Source organism: Sphingobacterium bambusae (genome assembly GCF_033955345.1).
Lineage (GTDB): Bacteria > Bacteroidota > Bacteroidia > Sphingobacteriales > Sphingobacteriaceae > Sphingobacterium > Sphingobacterium bambusae.
This window is the reverse complement of record NZ_CP138332.1, coordinates 4,685,266-4,702,387: the sequence shown is the minus strand read 5'-3', so window position 1 is coordinate 4,702,387 and position 17,122 is coordinate 4,685,266. Positions and strand designations below refer to the sequence as shown.

Annotated in this window: 16 protein-coding genes; 4 read left to right on the top strand and 12 right to left on the bottom strand. The window is 43.1% G+C overall.

Features of this window, described 5'->3' with window-relative positions; translation table 11 throughout:
• Positions 1 to 65: 65 nt before the first annotated feature.
• Together SCB77_RS19485 and SCB77_RS19480 are read right to left on the bottom strand one after the other, a co-directional pair.
• Positions 66 to 1,034 (bottom strand): FecR family protein, encoded by a 969-nt coding sequence (locus SCB77_RS19485; protein WP_320183675.1) that lies wholly within the window; start codon positions 1,032 to 1,034, stop codon positions 66 to 68.
• A 95-nt stretch (positions 1,035 to 1,129) separates the two neighbouring features.
• Positions 1,130 to 1,744: an RNA polymerase sigma factor gene (locus tag SCB77_RS19480; RefSeq protein ID WP_320183674.1), complete on the bottom strand. Its 615-nt coding sequence runs from the start codon at positions 1,742 to 1,744 to the stop codon at positions 1,130 to 1,132.
• Between the two features lie 247 nt (positions 1,745 to 1,991).
• Here SCB77_RS19480 and SCB77_RS19475 point away from each other — a divergent pair, with 247 nt between their 5' ends.
• Entirely contained in the window at positions 1,992 to 2,237 is a 246-nt protein-coding gene (locus SCB77_RS19475; RefSeq protein WP_320183673.1) for a hypothetical protein, read from the top strand.
• Positions 2,238 to 2,375: 138 nt separating this feature from the next.
• Here SCB77_RS19475 and surE read toward each other — a convergent pair whose 3' ends face one another.
• Entirely contained in the window at positions 2,376 to 3,098 is a 723-nt protein-coding gene (gene surE / locus SCB77_RS19470; RefSeq protein ID WP_320183672.1) for a 5'/3'-nucleotidase SurE, read from the bottom strand.
• A 77-nt stretch (positions 3,099 to 3,175) separates the two neighbouring features.
• Between surE and SCB77_RS19465 the strand changes: the two genes are divergently transcribed.
• A complete protein-coding gene (locus SCB77_RS19465; RefSeq protein WP_320183671.1) occupies positions 3,176 to 4,087 on the top strand; it encodes a diacylglycerol/lipid kinase family protein in 912 nt (303 codons plus the stop codon).
• An 18-nt stretch (positions 4,088 to 4,105) separates the two neighbouring features.
• On the opposite strand, the gene SCB77_RS19460 is transcribed toward SCB77_RS19465, so the two are convergent.
• Genes SCB77_RS19460 through SCB77_RS19440 form a run of 5 tightly spaced genes read right to left on the bottom strand, consistent with a single transcriptional unit; the run spans position 4,106 to position 12,166 of the window.
• Positions 4,106 to 6,664, bottom strand: a complete 2,559-nt coding sequence (locus SCB77_RS19460; protein ID WP_320183670.1) for a BamA/TamA family outer membrane protein — start codon at positions 6,662 to 6,664, stop codon at positions 4,106 to 4,108.
• A gap of 49 nt (positions 6,665 to 6,713) precedes the next feature.
• Positions 6,714 to 9,029, bottom strand: coding sequence for a hypothetical protein (locus tag SCB77_RS19455; protein ID WP_320183669.1), 2,316 nt, complete (start codon positions 9,027 to 9,029; stop codon positions 6,714 to 6,716).
• Between the two features lie 6 nt (positions 9,030 to 9,035).
• The gene (locus SCB77_RS19450) at positions 9,036 to 10,115 is read right to left on the bottom strand and encodes a metallophosphoesterase (protein WP_320183668.1); all 1,080 of its coding nucleotides are present in this window, start codon (positions 10,113 to 10,115) and stop codon (positions 9,036 to 9,038) included.
• A complete protein-coding gene (locus SCB77_RS19445) occupies positions 10,116 to 10,991 on the bottom strand; it encodes an SdiA-regulated domain-containing protein (protein ID WP_320183667.1) in 876 nt (291 codons plus the stop codon).
• Between the two features lie 14 nt (positions 10,992 to 11,005).
• The gene (locus SCB77_RS19440) at positions 11,006 to 12,166 is read right to left on the bottom strand and encodes a Pycsar system effector family protein (RefSeq protein ID WP_320183666.1); all 1,161 of its coding nucleotides are present in this window, start codon (positions 12,164 to 12,166) and stop codon (positions 11,006 to 11,008) included.
• Positions 12,167 to 13,206: 1,040 nt separating this feature from the next.
• Here SCB77_RS19440 and SCB77_RS19435 point away from each other — a divergent pair.
• Positions 13,207 to 13,533, top strand: coding sequence for a YnfA family protein (locus SCB77_RS19435; RefSeq protein ID WP_320183665.1), 327 nt, complete (start codon positions 13,207 to 13,209; stop codon positions 13,531 to 13,533).
• Positions 13,534 to 13,562: 29 nt separating this feature from the next.
• On the opposite strand, the gene SCB77_RS19430 is transcribed toward SCB77_RS19435, so the two are convergent.
• From SCB77_RS19430 to SCB77_RS19415, 4 genes are all read right to left on the bottom strand, one after another.
• Positions 13,563 to 13,907 (bottom strand): hypothetical protein, encoded by a 345-nt coding sequence (locus SCB77_RS19430; protein ID WP_320183664.1) that lies wholly within the window; start codon positions 13,905 to 13,907, stop codon positions 13,563 to 13,565.
• Complete coding sequence (locus SCB77_RS19425) at positions 13,897 to 14,448, bottom strand: RNA polymerase sigma factor (RefSeq protein WP_320183663.1); 552 nt, start codon at positions 14,446 to 14,448, stop codon at positions 13,897 to 13,899. Before SCB77_RS19425 ends, SCB77_RS19430 begins: the two co-directional genes overlap by 11 nt.
• On the bottom strand, positions 14,441 to 14,779 hold the full coding sequence (locus tag SCB77_RS19420; protein ID WP_320183662.1) for a hypothetical protein: 339 nt from the start codon (positions 14,777 to 14,779) through the stop codon (positions 14,441 to 14,443). Before SCB77_RS19420 ends, SCB77_RS19425 begins: the two co-directional genes overlap by 8 nt.
• Positions 14,780 to 14,935: 156 nt before the next feature.
• Positions 14,936 to 16,237, bottom strand: a complete 1,302-nt coding sequence (locus tag SCB77_RS19415; protein ID WP_320183661.1) for a S41 family peptidase — start codon at positions 16,235 to 16,237, stop codon at positions 14,936 to 14,938.
• A 515-nt stretch (positions 16,238 to 16,752) separates the two neighbouring features.
• On the opposite strand from SCB77_RS19415, the gene SCB77_RS19410 reads away from it, so the two are divergent.
• Positions 16,753 to 17,097, top strand: a complete 345-nt coding sequence (locus SCB77_RS19410; RefSeq protein ID WP_320183660.1) for a hypothetical protein — start codon at positions 16,753 to 16,755, stop codon at positions 17,095 to 17,097.
• Positions 17,098 to 17,122 lie beyond the last annotated feature (25 nt).

Here is a 17,122-nt window from a genome sequence, read left to right as displayed (position 1 = left end):
AAACTGTAGGATTTAAAAAGCAGGTTAGCGATGGCGGTCGTTAACCTATTTTTTTGAGATACGTTTTAATAAATCAGCACGGTATCTCCCTCCTTTCTTGATCTATTGTTATGAATTTTACAGATCGCTTGTAGCACATCTTTAAATGGCACACGCTCTTGAATAGGGAGACTGTACTGTTGGCGGACAATACGCTCATCTCCAGCTTTCAAGGTTATCCCATAATTATTTCTGATCGCCAAAGCCAATTCTGAAAAGGAGGCCTGCCGCAAGAAGCTACGCCCAGACATCCAACTCTTGGATCTATCTGCATCAAAATGAAGCAATGCGCTGTTCGCAGACACTTTGTCGAATCGGATCTGTTCGCCGTAAGTCAGTATCCCTAAGGTATGTTCGCCATGTTGCACCTGAACGCGCCCACTGTATACCGACACAACCTGTGCAGCCATTTCTGGATAAGCCTGTATGCCGAACGAGGTTCCCAAGACCCGTGTTTGTAAAGGACCGGCAAGAACGATAAAAGCGAGGCTACTATCTTTCTCTACATCAAAAAAAGCTTCCCCTGTCAACAATTCCACGGTGCGGCTTACTTTACCGTATTGTTTTTCATCGATACGCAGGCTAGATCGCGCATTAAGGATCACCTTGCTACCATCCGGCAGTGCTAGCTCTTTGCGTTCGCCTACCTGTGTTTCGAAAATACGATACGCATGTTCTACAGCAAGCTTGGTTTCCACCTGATTAAATTGTTGTATAAATACTGTTATACCCGTAATGCAAAGCAAAACGGCTGCTACGCCGGCGAACCACTTCCAAGACTTAAAAGATGTTTTTGAATCGACAACGGACCTACTGTCGATAACCTGTAAGATATGATTTAACGATCGTTGCTCCCTTTCAGGTAAATCAGTAGGCAAGACTTCTTGCCGCTGATCAAGGCTTTGGTACCAGCGATCGAACAGCTGCTTCTCCTGCTTACTCGCAGTACCTTGATGGTAACGGTACGTTAAAAAATGGAAGATTTTCTTTTTCACTTTATGTATTCCTTTTATATAGATGTCTATAAAAGGATGAAAAAGTACTTCAAGAAATCATAAAGGAAATGTTAAGTTATGTGCAGCTCAAAATCTCAGCGCGTAAGTAAAGCCACGGATTGTACTGCTAGACACAAAAGCACACTATATCGACCATTTCCGCGCTGTAACAGCGATCGTTGCAATCGTTTACTTCCTTCTGTAAGATTGTTTTTGACCGTTTGTTCGGAAAGGTTCAACTTCTCCGCAATCTCTCTGATACTAAGCTGATCCCATTTAAGCACGATAGCCTCTTTCATGTTGTGCGGCATTTTTTGCAGTTCCTCTTCCAAGAGCTCCTCCAAATGCAAGTAAGCATCCAGTTCTTCGGGGTGATGTTGCACATAGTGGTGCATATCTTCTGCCCAATAGGCTAAAAGCTGTGGTTTAACTTTGTTGGAGTTAAAGAAATCTATAATCTTGAATTTCAACATACCATAAAGGTAAGCTGGCAAATTCATGTCTATATCCAACTTTTGCCGTTGCTCCCAAAATTGTACAAAAAGCTCCTGAACGATATCTTCCGCCTGCTGTTCGTCTTTTAGCCTCTTTAATGCATGCCCAAACAGATCCTTCCAAAATTGTGCATAGATAGCGGAGAATGCCGATCTGCTGTCGCTTTCTTTGATGGCGACGAGCCAATTTTTGTACAAGGGAATAATCTGTGCCATAGGAGTTAACGCATCAAATATAGTGGAAGCATATTAACTTAGTATTAAATTACACGGAACTTGGATTTAAAATAGGTATCTAGAACGCATCGTATTTCAATACATAGCAACCTTAATTGCTGCTGAAAACTGCATCCTACTTTACTTCTAAACTATTGATAATAGCAAAAAAAGCTTCCCAATAAAGATTACGCCAAATATCACTATATTTAGAAGCTGTTAAAACAGTGCTTAACTTAAATCGTATATGAAAAACACAAAAAAACTAACTGAATTAACCCTCGAAGAACTTCAAGATAGAAAGAAAAAAATTGCTGCACCCTTAATCGGTATAGGCATCGTGCTACTCATTGTTTGCGGCATTCTTTTTTATATGGCCATAACCAAACATATGCCGGCTTTGATGGCCGTAAGTATAGGCTGTTTGACAACCATTCTCCCCGGATTTATCCTGCTTGGGCAAGTCCAAGCCGAGATAAAATCTCGAAGCTAAATGAAAATGTAGCCTTCGCCTCATTTGGAAAGCGAAGGCTACATTACGAAAATCTATACTTCAACAGTCAAGAAAAAAACAAATATCCGATTTTCACCTTTGGTAGATTTTGCCGACTGTAATGCTACAAATCGCTTATCACACAAGTTTATCGGCCAATGTCTTCTCGTCCGTTAGATCCAGCCGAAGGGGGGTGATGGAAACCAAATCATGCTCTACAGCCCAACGGTCTGTCCCCTCATCTGCTGGTTCCAGCGGAGTCACCGTAAACCAGTAATGCTTTCTGCCCATAGGGTCAGTGCCAGGCACGATTGTTCCGTCGTAGAGACGTACCGATTGCCGTGTCCAAGCAATATCCTTGGGGTTAGGCGGAAAATTCACATTGTAAAGAGCCAATTCCGTGTCTTTCAGCAGCAGCTCCAGCGTACGCTCTACATAGGGCGCCAACACATCGAAATCGGGTTCTGTTTTACCCACGGGCGTGCTCAGGGCAATACCTTTGATCCCGAAAAGCACAGCCTGCTTAGCTGCCGCTAAGGTTCCCGAATGCCACATCGAATTACCTAGGTTAGGCCCCATGTTAATGCCCGAAAGCACCACATCGACATCACTCCAGAGGTGTGTACCCATCGCAACACAATCTGCCGGTGTACCATTCACCCGGTGCGCTTCCACGTCAGGAAACTCGATCGGCGACTTTTTGTAGCCTAACGGGCGCGAGTGCGTTACAGCATGTCCCATGGACGATTGTTCTACATCGGGCGCCACTACGCGTACATCACCAAACTTTTTTGCTATCGCTGCTAGGGCCGCAATTCCTGGGCTATATATACCATCATCATTTGTCACTAATATCCTCATAACCTTCACTTTTATTTTATTTTCTACATTTTAACAACAATTAAGCCCCCACAAATGTTCAATTGTAAATAAAATCCATGGAACAAACCATTCTACTACATAACCCGGGCGCTGGTGATGAGGATCATCTAAATACGGAGCTGGTGAAAGCTATCGAACAGGAAGGCTTTGGCTGTGTCTACTTTTCTGTGAAGGAAGATGACAGTTGGAAAGAACAGCTTGACCAAGCAGATTTTGCCGTGGTGGCGGGCGGCGATGGTACCATCCGACGTGTGGTCAAGGAGCTTGTTCAACGCAATGCGCTGGCAAAAAAGATCCCTATAGCTATCTTGCCGATGGGCACCGCTAATAATATGTCGAAAACCTTGGGCATCGACAACGAACTGCCCCGTGAGACGCATATCAAGAATTGGAAAAAAAGTAAGCGGCAACGCTTTGACATCGGGGTTATCAAAAACCCGGATACCACCGATTTCTTTATGGAAAGTGCAGGTTATGGTTTGTTTCCGAATCTGATGCAAGCGATGGAGGCCGCTGACAAAAGTAAGGTTGAATCAGCGAAGGATGAATTGAAACTTGCCTTGGAAGTATTGCACAAACTAGTCTTGGAGGCCGATGCAGAACCATATACACTAAAGACCGAAGGAAAGACATACGAAGGAAAATGCCTCCTATTGGAAGTAATGAACATCCAGTCCATTGGCCCTAATCTAATGCTGGCCCCCCAAGCATCAACAGCAGATGGTGTCTTCGATGTGGTTTATGTAAACGAAGAACAACGGCAAGATTTCGCGAATTACATTCAACAGCTAATTGATGACAAACCAGATGCGGCTTTCTCCTACAACAGTTTTGAAGCCAAAGAGCTCAGCATCGATTGCAGCAGCAAGTATATGCATTTGGACGATGAGTTAATCTTACCGCTAAAAAATCCGTTGGCTTTGGATGTTCGTGAAAACGTACTGGAGTTCCTCGTTGTCGGTGACTAAACAAGTTTTGATAGCATATTAGAAGCTCAATCCAACGCGAATATAAGGCAAGGCTGCCTCGCGGCTGAAGCCCATTGCAGCCTGCACAATCAAAAGGTCTCCTGGCGAGAAATACAGACCGCCGCCGTAGCCCATATGCCAACGATCAGATGATTCTTCCGACATCCACACTCGGCCGATATCGTAGAAGCCGATAGCACCGACAGTGCCGGGAAGCAAGTATGAACTGAAACTAAACAGCTTCAATCGAGTCTCGAAATTGTTGTAAACGGCTGTTTTTCCAGCGAAACGGCGTGAGTTGTATCCACGGAGGCTGTTCTCACCTCCTATTGCTGCATGCTGATAAAAATAAGGGTTTCCGAAAACTGCATCTACCCCCGTTCGGTTAGCGATGGTGAGGTAATCGTGCATCAGCGTTTTATAGATGCTCAATGCGTTGCTAAATCGCCCATATTGTCGTCTTTCACCACGTACCGCGGCCTTCCATTCAAGACGGCTACTGAAGTGATATCCCGATTTCGCATTAGCTTTGTTGTCTCGTGTATCGACATCAACCCCGGCCGTAAAGCCTGTAAAAAACATTGTACCATACAAGGGTTCGTCCGGAAATTGCCTATGAAAATCTTCAAAGAACCGACCTTGATTCGCTTCTTCTTCGCTGTGATATAACTCCGATGACAGGCCATAGATCAATTTAACCTGTTCGGAAAGCGGATTTTCCAGTAGCACATCCAAGTTAACGAGATCATAGCGATTTCGGTAATAAGATATCGAACGTCCATCAGATTTATCGAAGGACGATTCATTGCCGTAACCGAAAAAATTGTTCTGGTTAAAAGGTCCGAGTGAGCGAAGATGTATAGACAGATCATGATCGCCAATCAACTGTTTGTACATACCTTGATAATCTACAATAAAAGATTCGCGTCCCGTCAAATAACTCGCCTTAAGCAAGTGCCGATAAGCGTAGGGGCTCTTCCGAAAGCCTTGGTTTTCGATAAGGTAGCCCAAGCCCAAAATAAGTCCTCGATCAACGCCATAATTAAAATCGACAACCACACCTTTCCGATCATACACAAAGCTATCATAGGTGTAATTATGCACCGCAGTGTCGTTCTTCAACCGGTAGTGCACCGCTTGATCAATAGCAAAAGAATTAGCTGAGGTATCTTTGCTATCGTATATATAAACTTTCCTTGCGTTCGTGAAGGCTTGGCTTGCACTAAATTTATCAAAACCATCACCACCAATCAGACGTAGCTTAATCGAAGATTTACCCCTACCCTTCAAGCGATATTCGTCATCTCCCGATAGACCGTAAATACGTACTTCTTCCGTTTCCTCTGGTAAGAAATCTCGCTTAAATATACGTCTCCCGGCAGTCCCATCTTTCTTCTTATTGTGGATATCCAAACTAATGCGGCCATCTTTCTCAAAATCGACCTCAATAAATTCGGATTTTGCAGACAAGGGAATGTCGACATAACGGGCAAGCGATTCGTAATACGCCATACCGGAGACCATCAAGTCTTCACGTCGCGATTTAATATTAGTGGTTATCTCTGCCGCGCTGAGTGCAACAATCGTATCAGGCATTTGCAACATAGCTGATTGTATCAGCGAATCTGTTAATGTCTCCTGAAATGCTGTTATTTCTTTTTCCCACTGTGCGCGACTCAGATGATTCAAAAAAAAGCGATCAAAGTGTCGTGCATTGAAATTCCAATGCGGAACATTGCGGATATGTGGGCTGTAAGGCTGCAAATGTGCTTTGAGCCACTGGTATGACAACAATAGTGGAAACACTCCGGAGGTTTTATAATACACTTTGTCCCGATCTCGGGGCACCGGGGTATAGATTTTTTTTCCTTTCTCCTTTTCTGGGTCCCAACGCCAGTTATCTTCGTGCCGATCCCAATCACCCAGCACAAAGTCCAACAAACGTGCGCGAAGCGTCAGTTTTTGATCAATCTGCGTATCATTATCTTCCAGTACCTTTCGAATAACCTTGGTCGTATTATCTGTTTTTACATCTTCGAAAGGCATGCGCGGCTCGAGCATATACGCTCGATTCTTGAAAATCGAACGGTATTCACCCAGTCGCTCATCATCCCCAACAAAGACTAGCTCGGGTGCCGCATGCGGGATATCCAACGCACGGTTGAAAGGAGGTACGGTTAAAGCCCCAAAAGGATGAGCAATGGATATCTGATCTTGAACAATATCCTTAGCAATGGTCTTTCGCAAGCTCTCCGGCAGGCTACGTTCGGGATACTTTTGGATTGACCGAAGTACCCACTCGCGCCCCAACGCATCTCGAAGCCGCAAAGACTGGGTTTGCATTCCACCGCCCAGCTTTACCACCTCCATGCCTCCATGCTCCTTTGCCAGATCAACAAAACGCATTCTTACAGGCGTATTATATAATTTGCGGTAGCTATCGCCCAGCCAAAAGCGATGAGTCATACTGACTTTATCATATTCGGGCGCAATATCAGCTATCACGCTGTCTGCGGTCTGCCCTACAGCAATCCCAGAATAGCAATAACATATGAATAGAAATATATATTTTCTCATGCTACTTTTTCTTTTTTGGCGAATAGCTTCTCTTTAGATAAGCGCGAGATCAAATTGTTAGATGCAGGCGAACAGCCTGCAATTCGATCACATCTTGAATTTCCTCCAACGGCAAATACGCTACATCGGGCTGAACGACACCTTCTGTAATAAGTTCTGCAATCATCTCCTCAAGCTCTAGCGCGATTACATCACTCGTATAAACAATAGCGATAGTGTCCGGTTGCACCAACCGTTCTTTAGATCCCAGTACACACACTTTATCTATACGTTTTTTGATAACCTGATAGCGCACATTATAACCTCCGTCAACGTCAAAACGTTTTTCATCCAACCGGAAACTAACGTTGATTTCATGTGGATGCACAAAAATGAGCTGTGTGGTTTGCAACGGTACAGGAAGGGAATCCCGCAATAGCGTGGCTTTCTTAGCGATATTTGCCATAGTAATGATTTGTTGCTTGCGAATCTTGCGTAACATCGTATCATCAAAAACCTGCGTTGGCGTCATCGATTGCCCAACATACATATCGTATTCGATCCCATCCGTACGGAAGGTTTCAAAATAGGAAGGAAATGTGGCCTGCACAAACTCATGGAGGCGATCGAGTTCAGCCTTGATCATCCGGTTCATCTGTTGTAAAGAAACTTCAAAATCATCATCCCTCTCCTCAACGACATATCGACCGTCTACTTCATTTAGCCCCATTTCTGCCATTGCAGCTTTCATCTCAGGCGTAATTCTGCTCATATCTATAGAAAGTAAATATGGAATCTCTTGGTACAAAAAATACTGGATCTCGGCAAGTATTTTATCGATGCGTATACTCGACAATAACTTCTTGAATTTGCCTATTTTCGTTTTCAACGCTACAACATGCGAACTCTCCTGCGCCGGCATCACATCGATCAATTGGGCAAAACTGTTTATACGACGTAAAGCATCATCTCGTTGTACAGCGTTTCTTAATTTCGTAGAATCCTTGATATCTACTGCTCCATAGACCGGATAAACGTCCTTAAAGCGCACCGGTTCAAGTTGCGCCTGCTGATCGCCCGCGCTGCTTCGTCCTAAGTAGGACGCGGCGACCTGATTGAAGCGCCATTGTACCGCAGGCTGTAGCGCGGTATAATTCTTCAAAATCACCTGATCTATCCGTTGCTTAAAGATGATCAGCAACTCATACGCAAGCTGTGCGAGGTAAGAGAAGAAAGGTTTAATCTTCAGCAAGCTGTATTTATCCAATTTATGCGGCGCGCGAGTGTACAACTCCAAAAAGCCGACCAAGTTTTTATTATGTTTTAAGGGAATGCAGATATAAGAGGATAGTTCCGCTTCATGAAGTAGGTTGATCAAAAAAGGTTCTTGGGTATCTAAGCCTTGTTCAACGCCAAAGGCGATGGTATGCGGGTTTTTGATAAATGCAAAGATTCCACTTTCGCATTGTTCGCGCTCCCGCGCAATTAAATCGCTAAAGAAGATGCTGTCTTTTGAGAAATCACTTTTTAATACCGGAAATCCATTTAGCTCCAACACCGGAAAAAAAGACGAGCGTACATCCCTGGATTCTAGAGCGGTGACGAGCACATCCTGCAGCGCCTGAAAGAAATCTGGCAGTTCATAGCCATGTAGATTTCCGATTAGCGTTTGCAAGCGTTCTTTAATCAACTCTTGGTTTCTATCGACGTAGCGCAAAATGGAAAAGCCGCGAAACGAAAACTGCTGCGGGTCAAGTGTCCGCAACAAGGGCTGTAGATCATCTAAAGAGCTTATCTCTTTATCCCGAAAGGCCGACAGATCTAAAATCGGCAAATCACCGATCGGCTCCACTTCCACAAACGTATAATCAATCTCTAACTCCACATACTGGGTTATCCCATCTTTATCGTAGCTAAAAAGCAATGGTACTGAAGGTTTTGGAACCGCATAACAGCGCTCCAGCAACAGCATGTAAAGCAACCTATTCTCAAAGTCGAATTCTTCGCCATGCACGTAAGAGGTGGTGTAAGGCTGCAGCCCAGCATTTGTCATCTCGGCAAAGGCCGAGGTAACATACACAGCCTGATCGGCCAGCGCTGTACCAATTGCCCATACATCCGCCTCTGCTGCTGCAATCGGCTGTTGTAGATAGCGAACACTATCAAAAAGTGCCGTAAAATGATGTATATTTCCCTCGTCAAGTGCGCCATAGTTATGCTCTAGTTGTCTAGACATGTCCAGTAAAAACTGGGTGATCGTATTACTGGAGGCTTCATTATTGCCGGATGCCTGTAAAAACTTGATAAAGGGATCCAAAGAAAACATGGCCTTTTGCGCTGGCTGAGGCTTAATATTAGTATTGAGCGGTATCCTATCCAAAAACATGTATGGCTAATTAACGGTAATCGATTTTTCGTAAGCTTTTTTAACCTGTTGATTGCTGTAAATATAAAAAGAAAGATTCAAGCTGCCGTCATCCAAGCAATCCAAGGTACAAAAGCCCTGTTCGTTGTGCCGGTACTTAGAACCTTTCCCTCCGCTTATAAAGGATGTCTTCGCCCCTGAGCCGCTGACAATTTGCTTCCGTCCTTCTCGTTCGATATATTGCAGGCCATGGTCATGCCCCGAAATAAAGATTACATTTTGATGATCCCCAACCTGCTCGTAAACATCGCGCACTAGTCGCTTGTAATGGGGATGGGGCAAGTCTTCGGCACTTCGCAATACGGTTGATCGCAATAGCGGGTAAATAGATCCCAAAACCGGTAACGGAACATAGGCAGACTTCCATTTACGCGTCAATGGAAATAGATGATCTCGCCAACTGAATTTAACAGCATGCTCTCCATAGGACTGCATGGGATGATGGGAGATCAACAATATGGTCTTATCACTATTTTGTTGAATAAGCTGCCGTAAAACTTTTAAGAACGTCTCCCTAACAACGCCTTCCAAAGCAGAATCTGGATGGTTGTGATGCGGAAATAACCAATATTCACTGTCATATAAAACTGCTATAACCTTATCTGTTAAAGGCAGCGTAGCCAGTTCGGCTGTACCGGGTTCAGGTAAAAACTTTACTAGCGCTTCACCTTGATTCTTCAGAAATGCTGCTTGCGCCTTTACCTTTGCCAATCCCTGCGGACCAGACTTGTCCCAATCATGGTTTCCTGCAATGAAATAAGTGGGTGATCCCTTTTGGACAAATGCGCCATATTGCGAGCGCAGAATCGCTCCTGTATGCTCCGCCTCATCTTTCGTCAAGCCCATACCCAACGGGTATATATTATCTCCGAGAAAAAAAACAGATGTTTTGTTAGAAATCACCAAGTTAGCGGCATCCTCCAAAAGGCCTTCCTGTTCTTCATTGATCTCTCCAGCATCACCAAATAAGATCAACCTGCGCTGGATTTCTTGAGCAAAAGTCGAGAAACAACAGATGATAAGCAACGATAGTACAAAATGCTTCATCTACTTTTTGTTGAATTGATAAATCCTTCCGCGATTCTGCTTTCCAGCCTCACTGCTAATAAATAAATTCTCTTGTTCATCGAAGGCAATGCCTTCGGGCTGTTCAAAATCCTCTCGCGAAAATCGGATGACTTCCAGCGGACGAAAGGCACTATCAGTAATAAGCAGCAATTTATCGATAGACGAGAGTATATACCACTCGTTGGTGGATGCCTTTCGCGTCATTGCTGATGGCTTGATCGTTTTTCTGACATCGGGATCCAATTTTTGTATGGAGGTCATAGGGATTGTAAACTGACCTCCTCGCTTCAAATCTCCGCCATCCCCCATCAATAACGTGTACCCCGTTAGGTTTCCACTTTTCTTATCGACGGGACATTCCTTGCACAACACATATAATTCCCTTTTCGATGAATACATCCCGAGAGACTCGTACTCTCCTTTTGGCAACAGTCCTTTAAAACTCTTAACCTGATCTCGCTGCCCGAGGTAACCAAAAGGAAAACTAAACAAGGTGCCGTCGCTACGCAAGATGTAGAAAAAATCTCCGTCGGTGATCAGGTCTTCATAATCGCCCGGCTTGCCGAAAGTGAACGACTCCAATACCTTCTTTTGGGATCGGTCATAACTATAAAGGATACCATCTTCATCTTGAATAGCATAGATAAGCTGGGATCTACTTGGATGAAAAGTTATTCCGGATATCTCTGCTAGGGATTTTGGCATGTCGTCATGTCTTCCCGCAGCCAAATCGTAAGGAAAACTCTTTGTGATTTGTCCGGGGCTGCTGCTGGAAGCGCTACTGGTTGGCCGACAGGCCAATTGTAAAAAGAACACACCCATTGACAGCAGTGTAAATGTCAAGCAGTTTCTCATAACAAACTTCTCTTTTAATAAGTTATCACCGCAAAGCTAAAAGCCAAAACAGAGACAATCAAACCAAACATAAAAATGCCATAAGCATAGCGTAATAGGCGATATTTACGTCCTAAGGCCACCCCTTGTGCGTAAACATCTTTGGTCAACATCCCATAAAGCAAGTCGCTATCCAGCATAGCTTTATTCATTCCCGACTCATAGTCGGGATAGCTCATTCGATAAAAATTTCCAAAAAAAAGCAGGTTTACCTTTTTTTGTGCTACCTGTTCCACCTTAAACTCTCCATTTGGAATTTTGGGGATGGTAGACAATATCGCAAATATCATTGTTAACACAACGACTGCCATTAAAAAGATAGTCGGATACAACAAATGTTGATCGTTATCCAATCGGCGCAATAAGATAGCCACAACCATAGATAAAATAATAGAGTTGACCGTCAACAGAATATTGGCTTTGTTGTCGGCCATATCACTTAAACGTTGGTTATTGGACGAGGTAATACGAAACATCGTTTCAATGCCTCGTTCCGGTTTTTTACTATCTTCCGATTTATCCTTCGTCTTTTTTTCCTTTTTCAGCAATGTTTCCAAATTCTTCTGTTTCTTGGCGTCCAGTTTTTCACGGGCGTAGTCAGTGTGATAATGATGATGTTTGAGGAGCATGATGGTCATACCACGCCATAATCCTTTCTCAATTTTCTCCCCCTGCGCTTCCTCTGCCTCTTGGTGCATCAATTTATTACGTTCTTCGAATGCATTACTGCCGAGATGAAAGAGATCTGCATCACAAAGGATTTGCTCTAAAAGATTCTGAGGCGACTGAGGCATACGTGTCGCAGCAATACAATTCGCCACTTGTTGCACTATATGATCCGGACAGGCTTCCTCTTCGAGAAAACGCTTTGCTATATCGATACTACGAGCTTCGTGTCCTTTACTTCCACCCGTAAAATAACCTAAATCATGGAAATAAGCACTGCACAACACGATAAAACGATCGCTCTCTGGCAGTTCATAATATGATGCCATTTCCTCTACCGCTTTTACCACATCCTGCGTATGTGTTTTGTCGTGGAAACAGTAACTTCCTATCTCCAATTCGAAATATTTTTTGATGTATTGTTTCGCTTTATCGAGAGTAGCTGTGTAGTTCATAGTGATTGCTGTCATATAATCAACAGCAATATCGTTTATTTCCGAGTAAAAACTATAATATTTCTACATTATAGCGTGCTAATGCATTCATCGCGGATAAAAATTTATAAGAAGGAGTTCAGCTCCTGACCGGGAAATCTAAATTAAGAAGATGCCTGCTATAGGTAACAGGTCTGAGAAAAACTATATGGGCAATTAATCAAGGAAGCTGAGCAACAACAATTCCTGTACCCAAGGTCAGTTGGAAGGCAACATACATACAAACGAACACCAAAATCACCAGACCAAGCCTACCAAGATTTACTTTTTCGCTATTTCTCATCATTATCATACCTTTTTTATTCCGTTAGAGAACCTCGTTTGCATGAAAAATGTTTTTCCAATTTTCCTCAATTCATAAAAAAGAGGGCGGCTCCGACCCATGTTTCAGAGACCGCCCTTGGTTCAAATAGAACCTAATCAACCAAAATATTCCGTGTGCTGCTGCCAACACAAAAACTCCAGAACTATGCACGTCTTCTTTGAACATGCCTTAAAGTAAATGAAACAGCATTTACCGAACATGCGCCAATCCTCATCTCAAGTTCAATCACCCCGGTATATCCCGGGGCTCTTGAACAAAATTAAACAACGAATTGGCAGAATATGCTTAAACTTATCTTTCCTGATGTTAAACAACGATCGTTATAAAAACATATGCTTACCGCCCAAATAACCTATACAAAATAAGAAACAAAATACACTCAACAAAAAATATGTTTCACACAATCGATTGCGTAAAATAAAAACAAGCCAATCAACGAAATAAACACCGCCAAACCGTGTAAAAAAGACCATGAAAAACAAAAAAATTAATAAAAATGTAATTTAGACATTTTTTCATCAAGAGAAATGAAACGCGTTTTGTTAAAGATGTCACAGATAGCGTTTACTGGCTGTACCGAATGGATCCGTTAAACAACACAACGTTAGCTTATTTCGCCATCGCGTGATCATGTACAATTTCGTTTATTTATCTTTACCATGCCGGTCTAAAACCGCAACCCTTGTACACTATGCTAAAATCGATACCTATATTTCTTCTTGCTGGCCTTTGTGAAATCGGAGGAGGCTACCTCATTTGGCTTTGGTTGAAAGAGGGCAAACCTTGGTGGATAGGTTTGCTTGGCGCACTTATCTTGGTCTGCTACGGCGTAGTAGCCACCTGGCAAACCGAAAACTTCGCTCGAGTATATGCCACCTACGGTGGATTTTTTATTGTCATGTCAATTTTGTGGGCAATGAAGTTTGATGGATTTTCGCCAGATCGCTATGACATCATTGGTGCTGCCATCGCATTACTTGGTGTATGTATTATTTACTATGCCCCACGTCCGTCTTAATGGGACATTGTTTTTTTTCAAAACTTAAATTAATGCCCTTCTTTCAGTATCCGACGCAAACGCCACAGTTTATCGCTAAAAACAACGATAAGGATGACGTACAACATTTGGCAACACAGCGAAAGCACATTTTTGAGTCCCGACTGTATCGCGATCAAGTCAATAGCCATCTCCAGCATGTAGTTCAGCCCAAGGCCAAATAGTGATCCTAATACAAAAAAGATTAATGCATATTTTTTATGTTGCAACGCCAACTCTCTACTCGTTTCCAGTTCGGCGATCTGCGCCATGACCTTGTCTTCGAAGTCATCGAAGGGCATTTCCATTTTCGACGCGTTCATCAGCTTGTACAGCTGCGGATCTTTATGTTCCATAATAAGGGGATTTCATAAGTTTACCTAGTTCTTGATACATGTGCTTACGCGCACGATACAAGACAACCTTAACGTTTGCGAGGGTCCATCCAGTTATCTCGCAAAGTTCCTGAAGAGATAACTCTTCCAAATAAAAAAGACGCAAGGCCAAGCTCTCATTCGCCGGAATGCGCAACAAAGCTTCATTCACCAGCTGTCTCTGTTCTGCTTGCAACAGTTGGTCGAAGGCAGTTTCTTCGTAGGCTTGGTCGTGCACATCCAGCTGAAGCTCGACAGATGGAATATTGTTCCTTTGCAGCATCTTATATCCACATCGTACAACAATCCGATAAAGCCAAGTGCTAAACTTTGCTTGCCGTTTAAAACTTCCTAAAGAAAGATAAGCCTGCAGAAATGCTTCCTGAGCCACTTCCTCCGCAAGATGTTCCTGCTTTACTAACGATAATGCAACAGAAAAAGCCATGTCCTTGTAGGTATGTATAAAATACCGAAAGGCATGGCGATCTCCCGCTAAAACTTTCTCGATATAGAGGTTATCCATCTACGGATTGATCTTTGTCAGTCAATCTATCCGCAACGATCAACGAAGCCCCGACAAACAACGTGATAATCCCGACAATAAACAAACCTGCCCAATCATTCTCGACGATAACGCCCTGATTGAGCAAGATACCGGTGATAAGCATCCCTAGCCCAAAGCCCAATACAACGACACCAAAGCGCTTCCAAGATTGCTTAACCGCTGGATTTCGGGGAATAGGACCACCCAATTTGCTGATGGCTTCGTACCGAAAACGAGTGACGAAATACACGCATAGTGTCACACAGATAAAAAATGCGATGGGAATAAATACTGCTAACGTTTTTTCCATGATGTTGTGTTTTTACATTAGTGTACCGTAAATCCAAAAAGGTTACATGATTTTAAAAAATATTTAAACAAACTTTAGTTGTGTCCGAACATTAGCGTTTTCCTCTTCGCAATGTCTTGGATATCATTTTAGATTTAGGCAACTGCTATGCTGACGCTAATCGCCCCAATATTGATCGAAAATAGCATCCCAGTCGGCCTGATCCCATTGATCAATATCTACAGCCTTATTTTTAGGAAACGGTGTAGGCTGCAATTTTTCCCCTACCTCATTACCCATCCTATCTAAGAACCGAGATGTACTTATCCTTAGCTCAGGTCCACCATCCAACGCGTAGGTAGACACGCCTGTTAGAAAACCAGCTGTAGGCTCTCCCAGCAACTTAAACGCTGGATAACTTGCTAAAACCGCGGCAAGCATTTCCGCCGAACTTGCCGTTTTTTCATCGACAAGAAAGAGCACTTTTTGTAACCGATCCGTCTTTAAGTATTTTTCCCGTTTCACTTTATGAAAGGACGCATCATTCGAGAAAGCCTTTCCATCAAGAAGTTGAATGGGTCTTTTTTCTCCCGAAACATAGGAGAAATAAGCCTGTGTACCATCTGGCAATAAGGGTGAAATCCCCGACAACATTGGCCACAAAACGCCTCCTCCATTTCCGCGCAAATCCAACACAAGCCGTTCTTCCTCTAGCGAGGATGTGATGTCATAAAGACTTTTCGCATAGGTCTCATAAAACTCGTCGTTAGAAACCCTCAGCGTAGGTATACCGATGTATCGAATGGAACCCTCAGCAAGCTGTTTCGAACTAGGCAATACCTGTTTATGTTTCGTTGCAAACGAAACTTCAGTATCCCAGTTTACACTACCATGCTTATCTCGCAACTTACCTAATAGATAGGAAACGGCATCCTGTATATTAACACGTGCAAGTTCTCGAGCGACAGGCAAAATCGAATCCCGGGCTATATTATCTCGGTATAATGAATATCTGCAAAGAGTGTCGACCACCATTTCCACTGTACGTAGTTGCTGTGCTGAGTTTTCTACCGCATGGTGTTCCTCGACAAGACTAAAGGAGCGCCAAAATGTTGCGCCTGCTCCATTTAAGCGCATTCCAATGCGGATGCGCGTGGCCTCCGCTGGTACCGCAAACATCCGGCTGCAGGATGTCCATTTTTTAGCAGGTGAACATCCCAATAATATGGTATACAGTATATTTTTCCCTTCGTAAATATTAACCCACACATCACTATAGGCCTCCTTCAACACATCCCCTCTTATCTCATAAGTGAGATGAAATGTCCTTGTATGGTCGGATTGTTGCAGTATAGAGTAGGTGTAGTAACTGTTGTCTTCAGGCTGACTGTTAGCGATACGAAGGAAAGGTTCACCATATGCACTATCCAAAGACACATGCGGCACGCCAGCAACTTTCCAAGATGATATCGGCTTCATTAGATTTTGGCCATACACGGATACAAAACAACAGAGCGGTAATAAAAGCAGGAATCGTTTGTAAAACATGGAGGAAATTACCAATTATGACTACAGGAAACAAGAAAGTCATGCTTTTACACGGTGCCAAGGACCACTAATCCACAAGCCCGCTGCACAAAAAAAACATCCCGCAAGCAATCTGAACCAACAAGTATCGAAAAGAAGAGGTTTTCAGCAAAAAAAACTAAAAAAAGAGATCAACCAAACAAAGAGAACAAAACAAAGCCCAAACAACCCGATAACAAACTGACAACAAACAAGATAAATAACTATAAAACACAGCAAATCTGACTCCACAAAAACAAAAAACCGTAGTAAATAGCTATATAAAAAGCATGTTACAAAAATTTAATATTAGAATTTGATACTTTTCTTTAGTTTTGTATCAAATGTTCAAGCGTGTCGCTCAATTCATAGCAATTTTATCGTTTTCGATGCTCGTTGTTACGGGAGTATTGCAGATTTGCATTGGCATGCCTACAAACAGCAGTGTTACATCTACAAAGATAAAGCTATCACCTTTTCGACCGAATACCGCACAACATCCAGATGTCGGGCTCCATTGGGAGAAAGGGAAGCAATTGCAACAGCATGTTGACGACAGAACGCTCGAAAAACCGGAGGAAAGTGATGCCAAACCATCTAACAACAAAGACAATCTCTCCTTTCCTCTTCTAGCGGATCTCCTGCACAAACACATCACCTTTAGCCTATTTTCCACACTTTACAATAACCAACCTTTCGCCCACCAATCGGACATACTGATTACCTGCTACGATAGCGAACGGTTTATCTTCCACCAAAACTTCCGCATTTAGCATACCGCTACTTCACACTATTTCT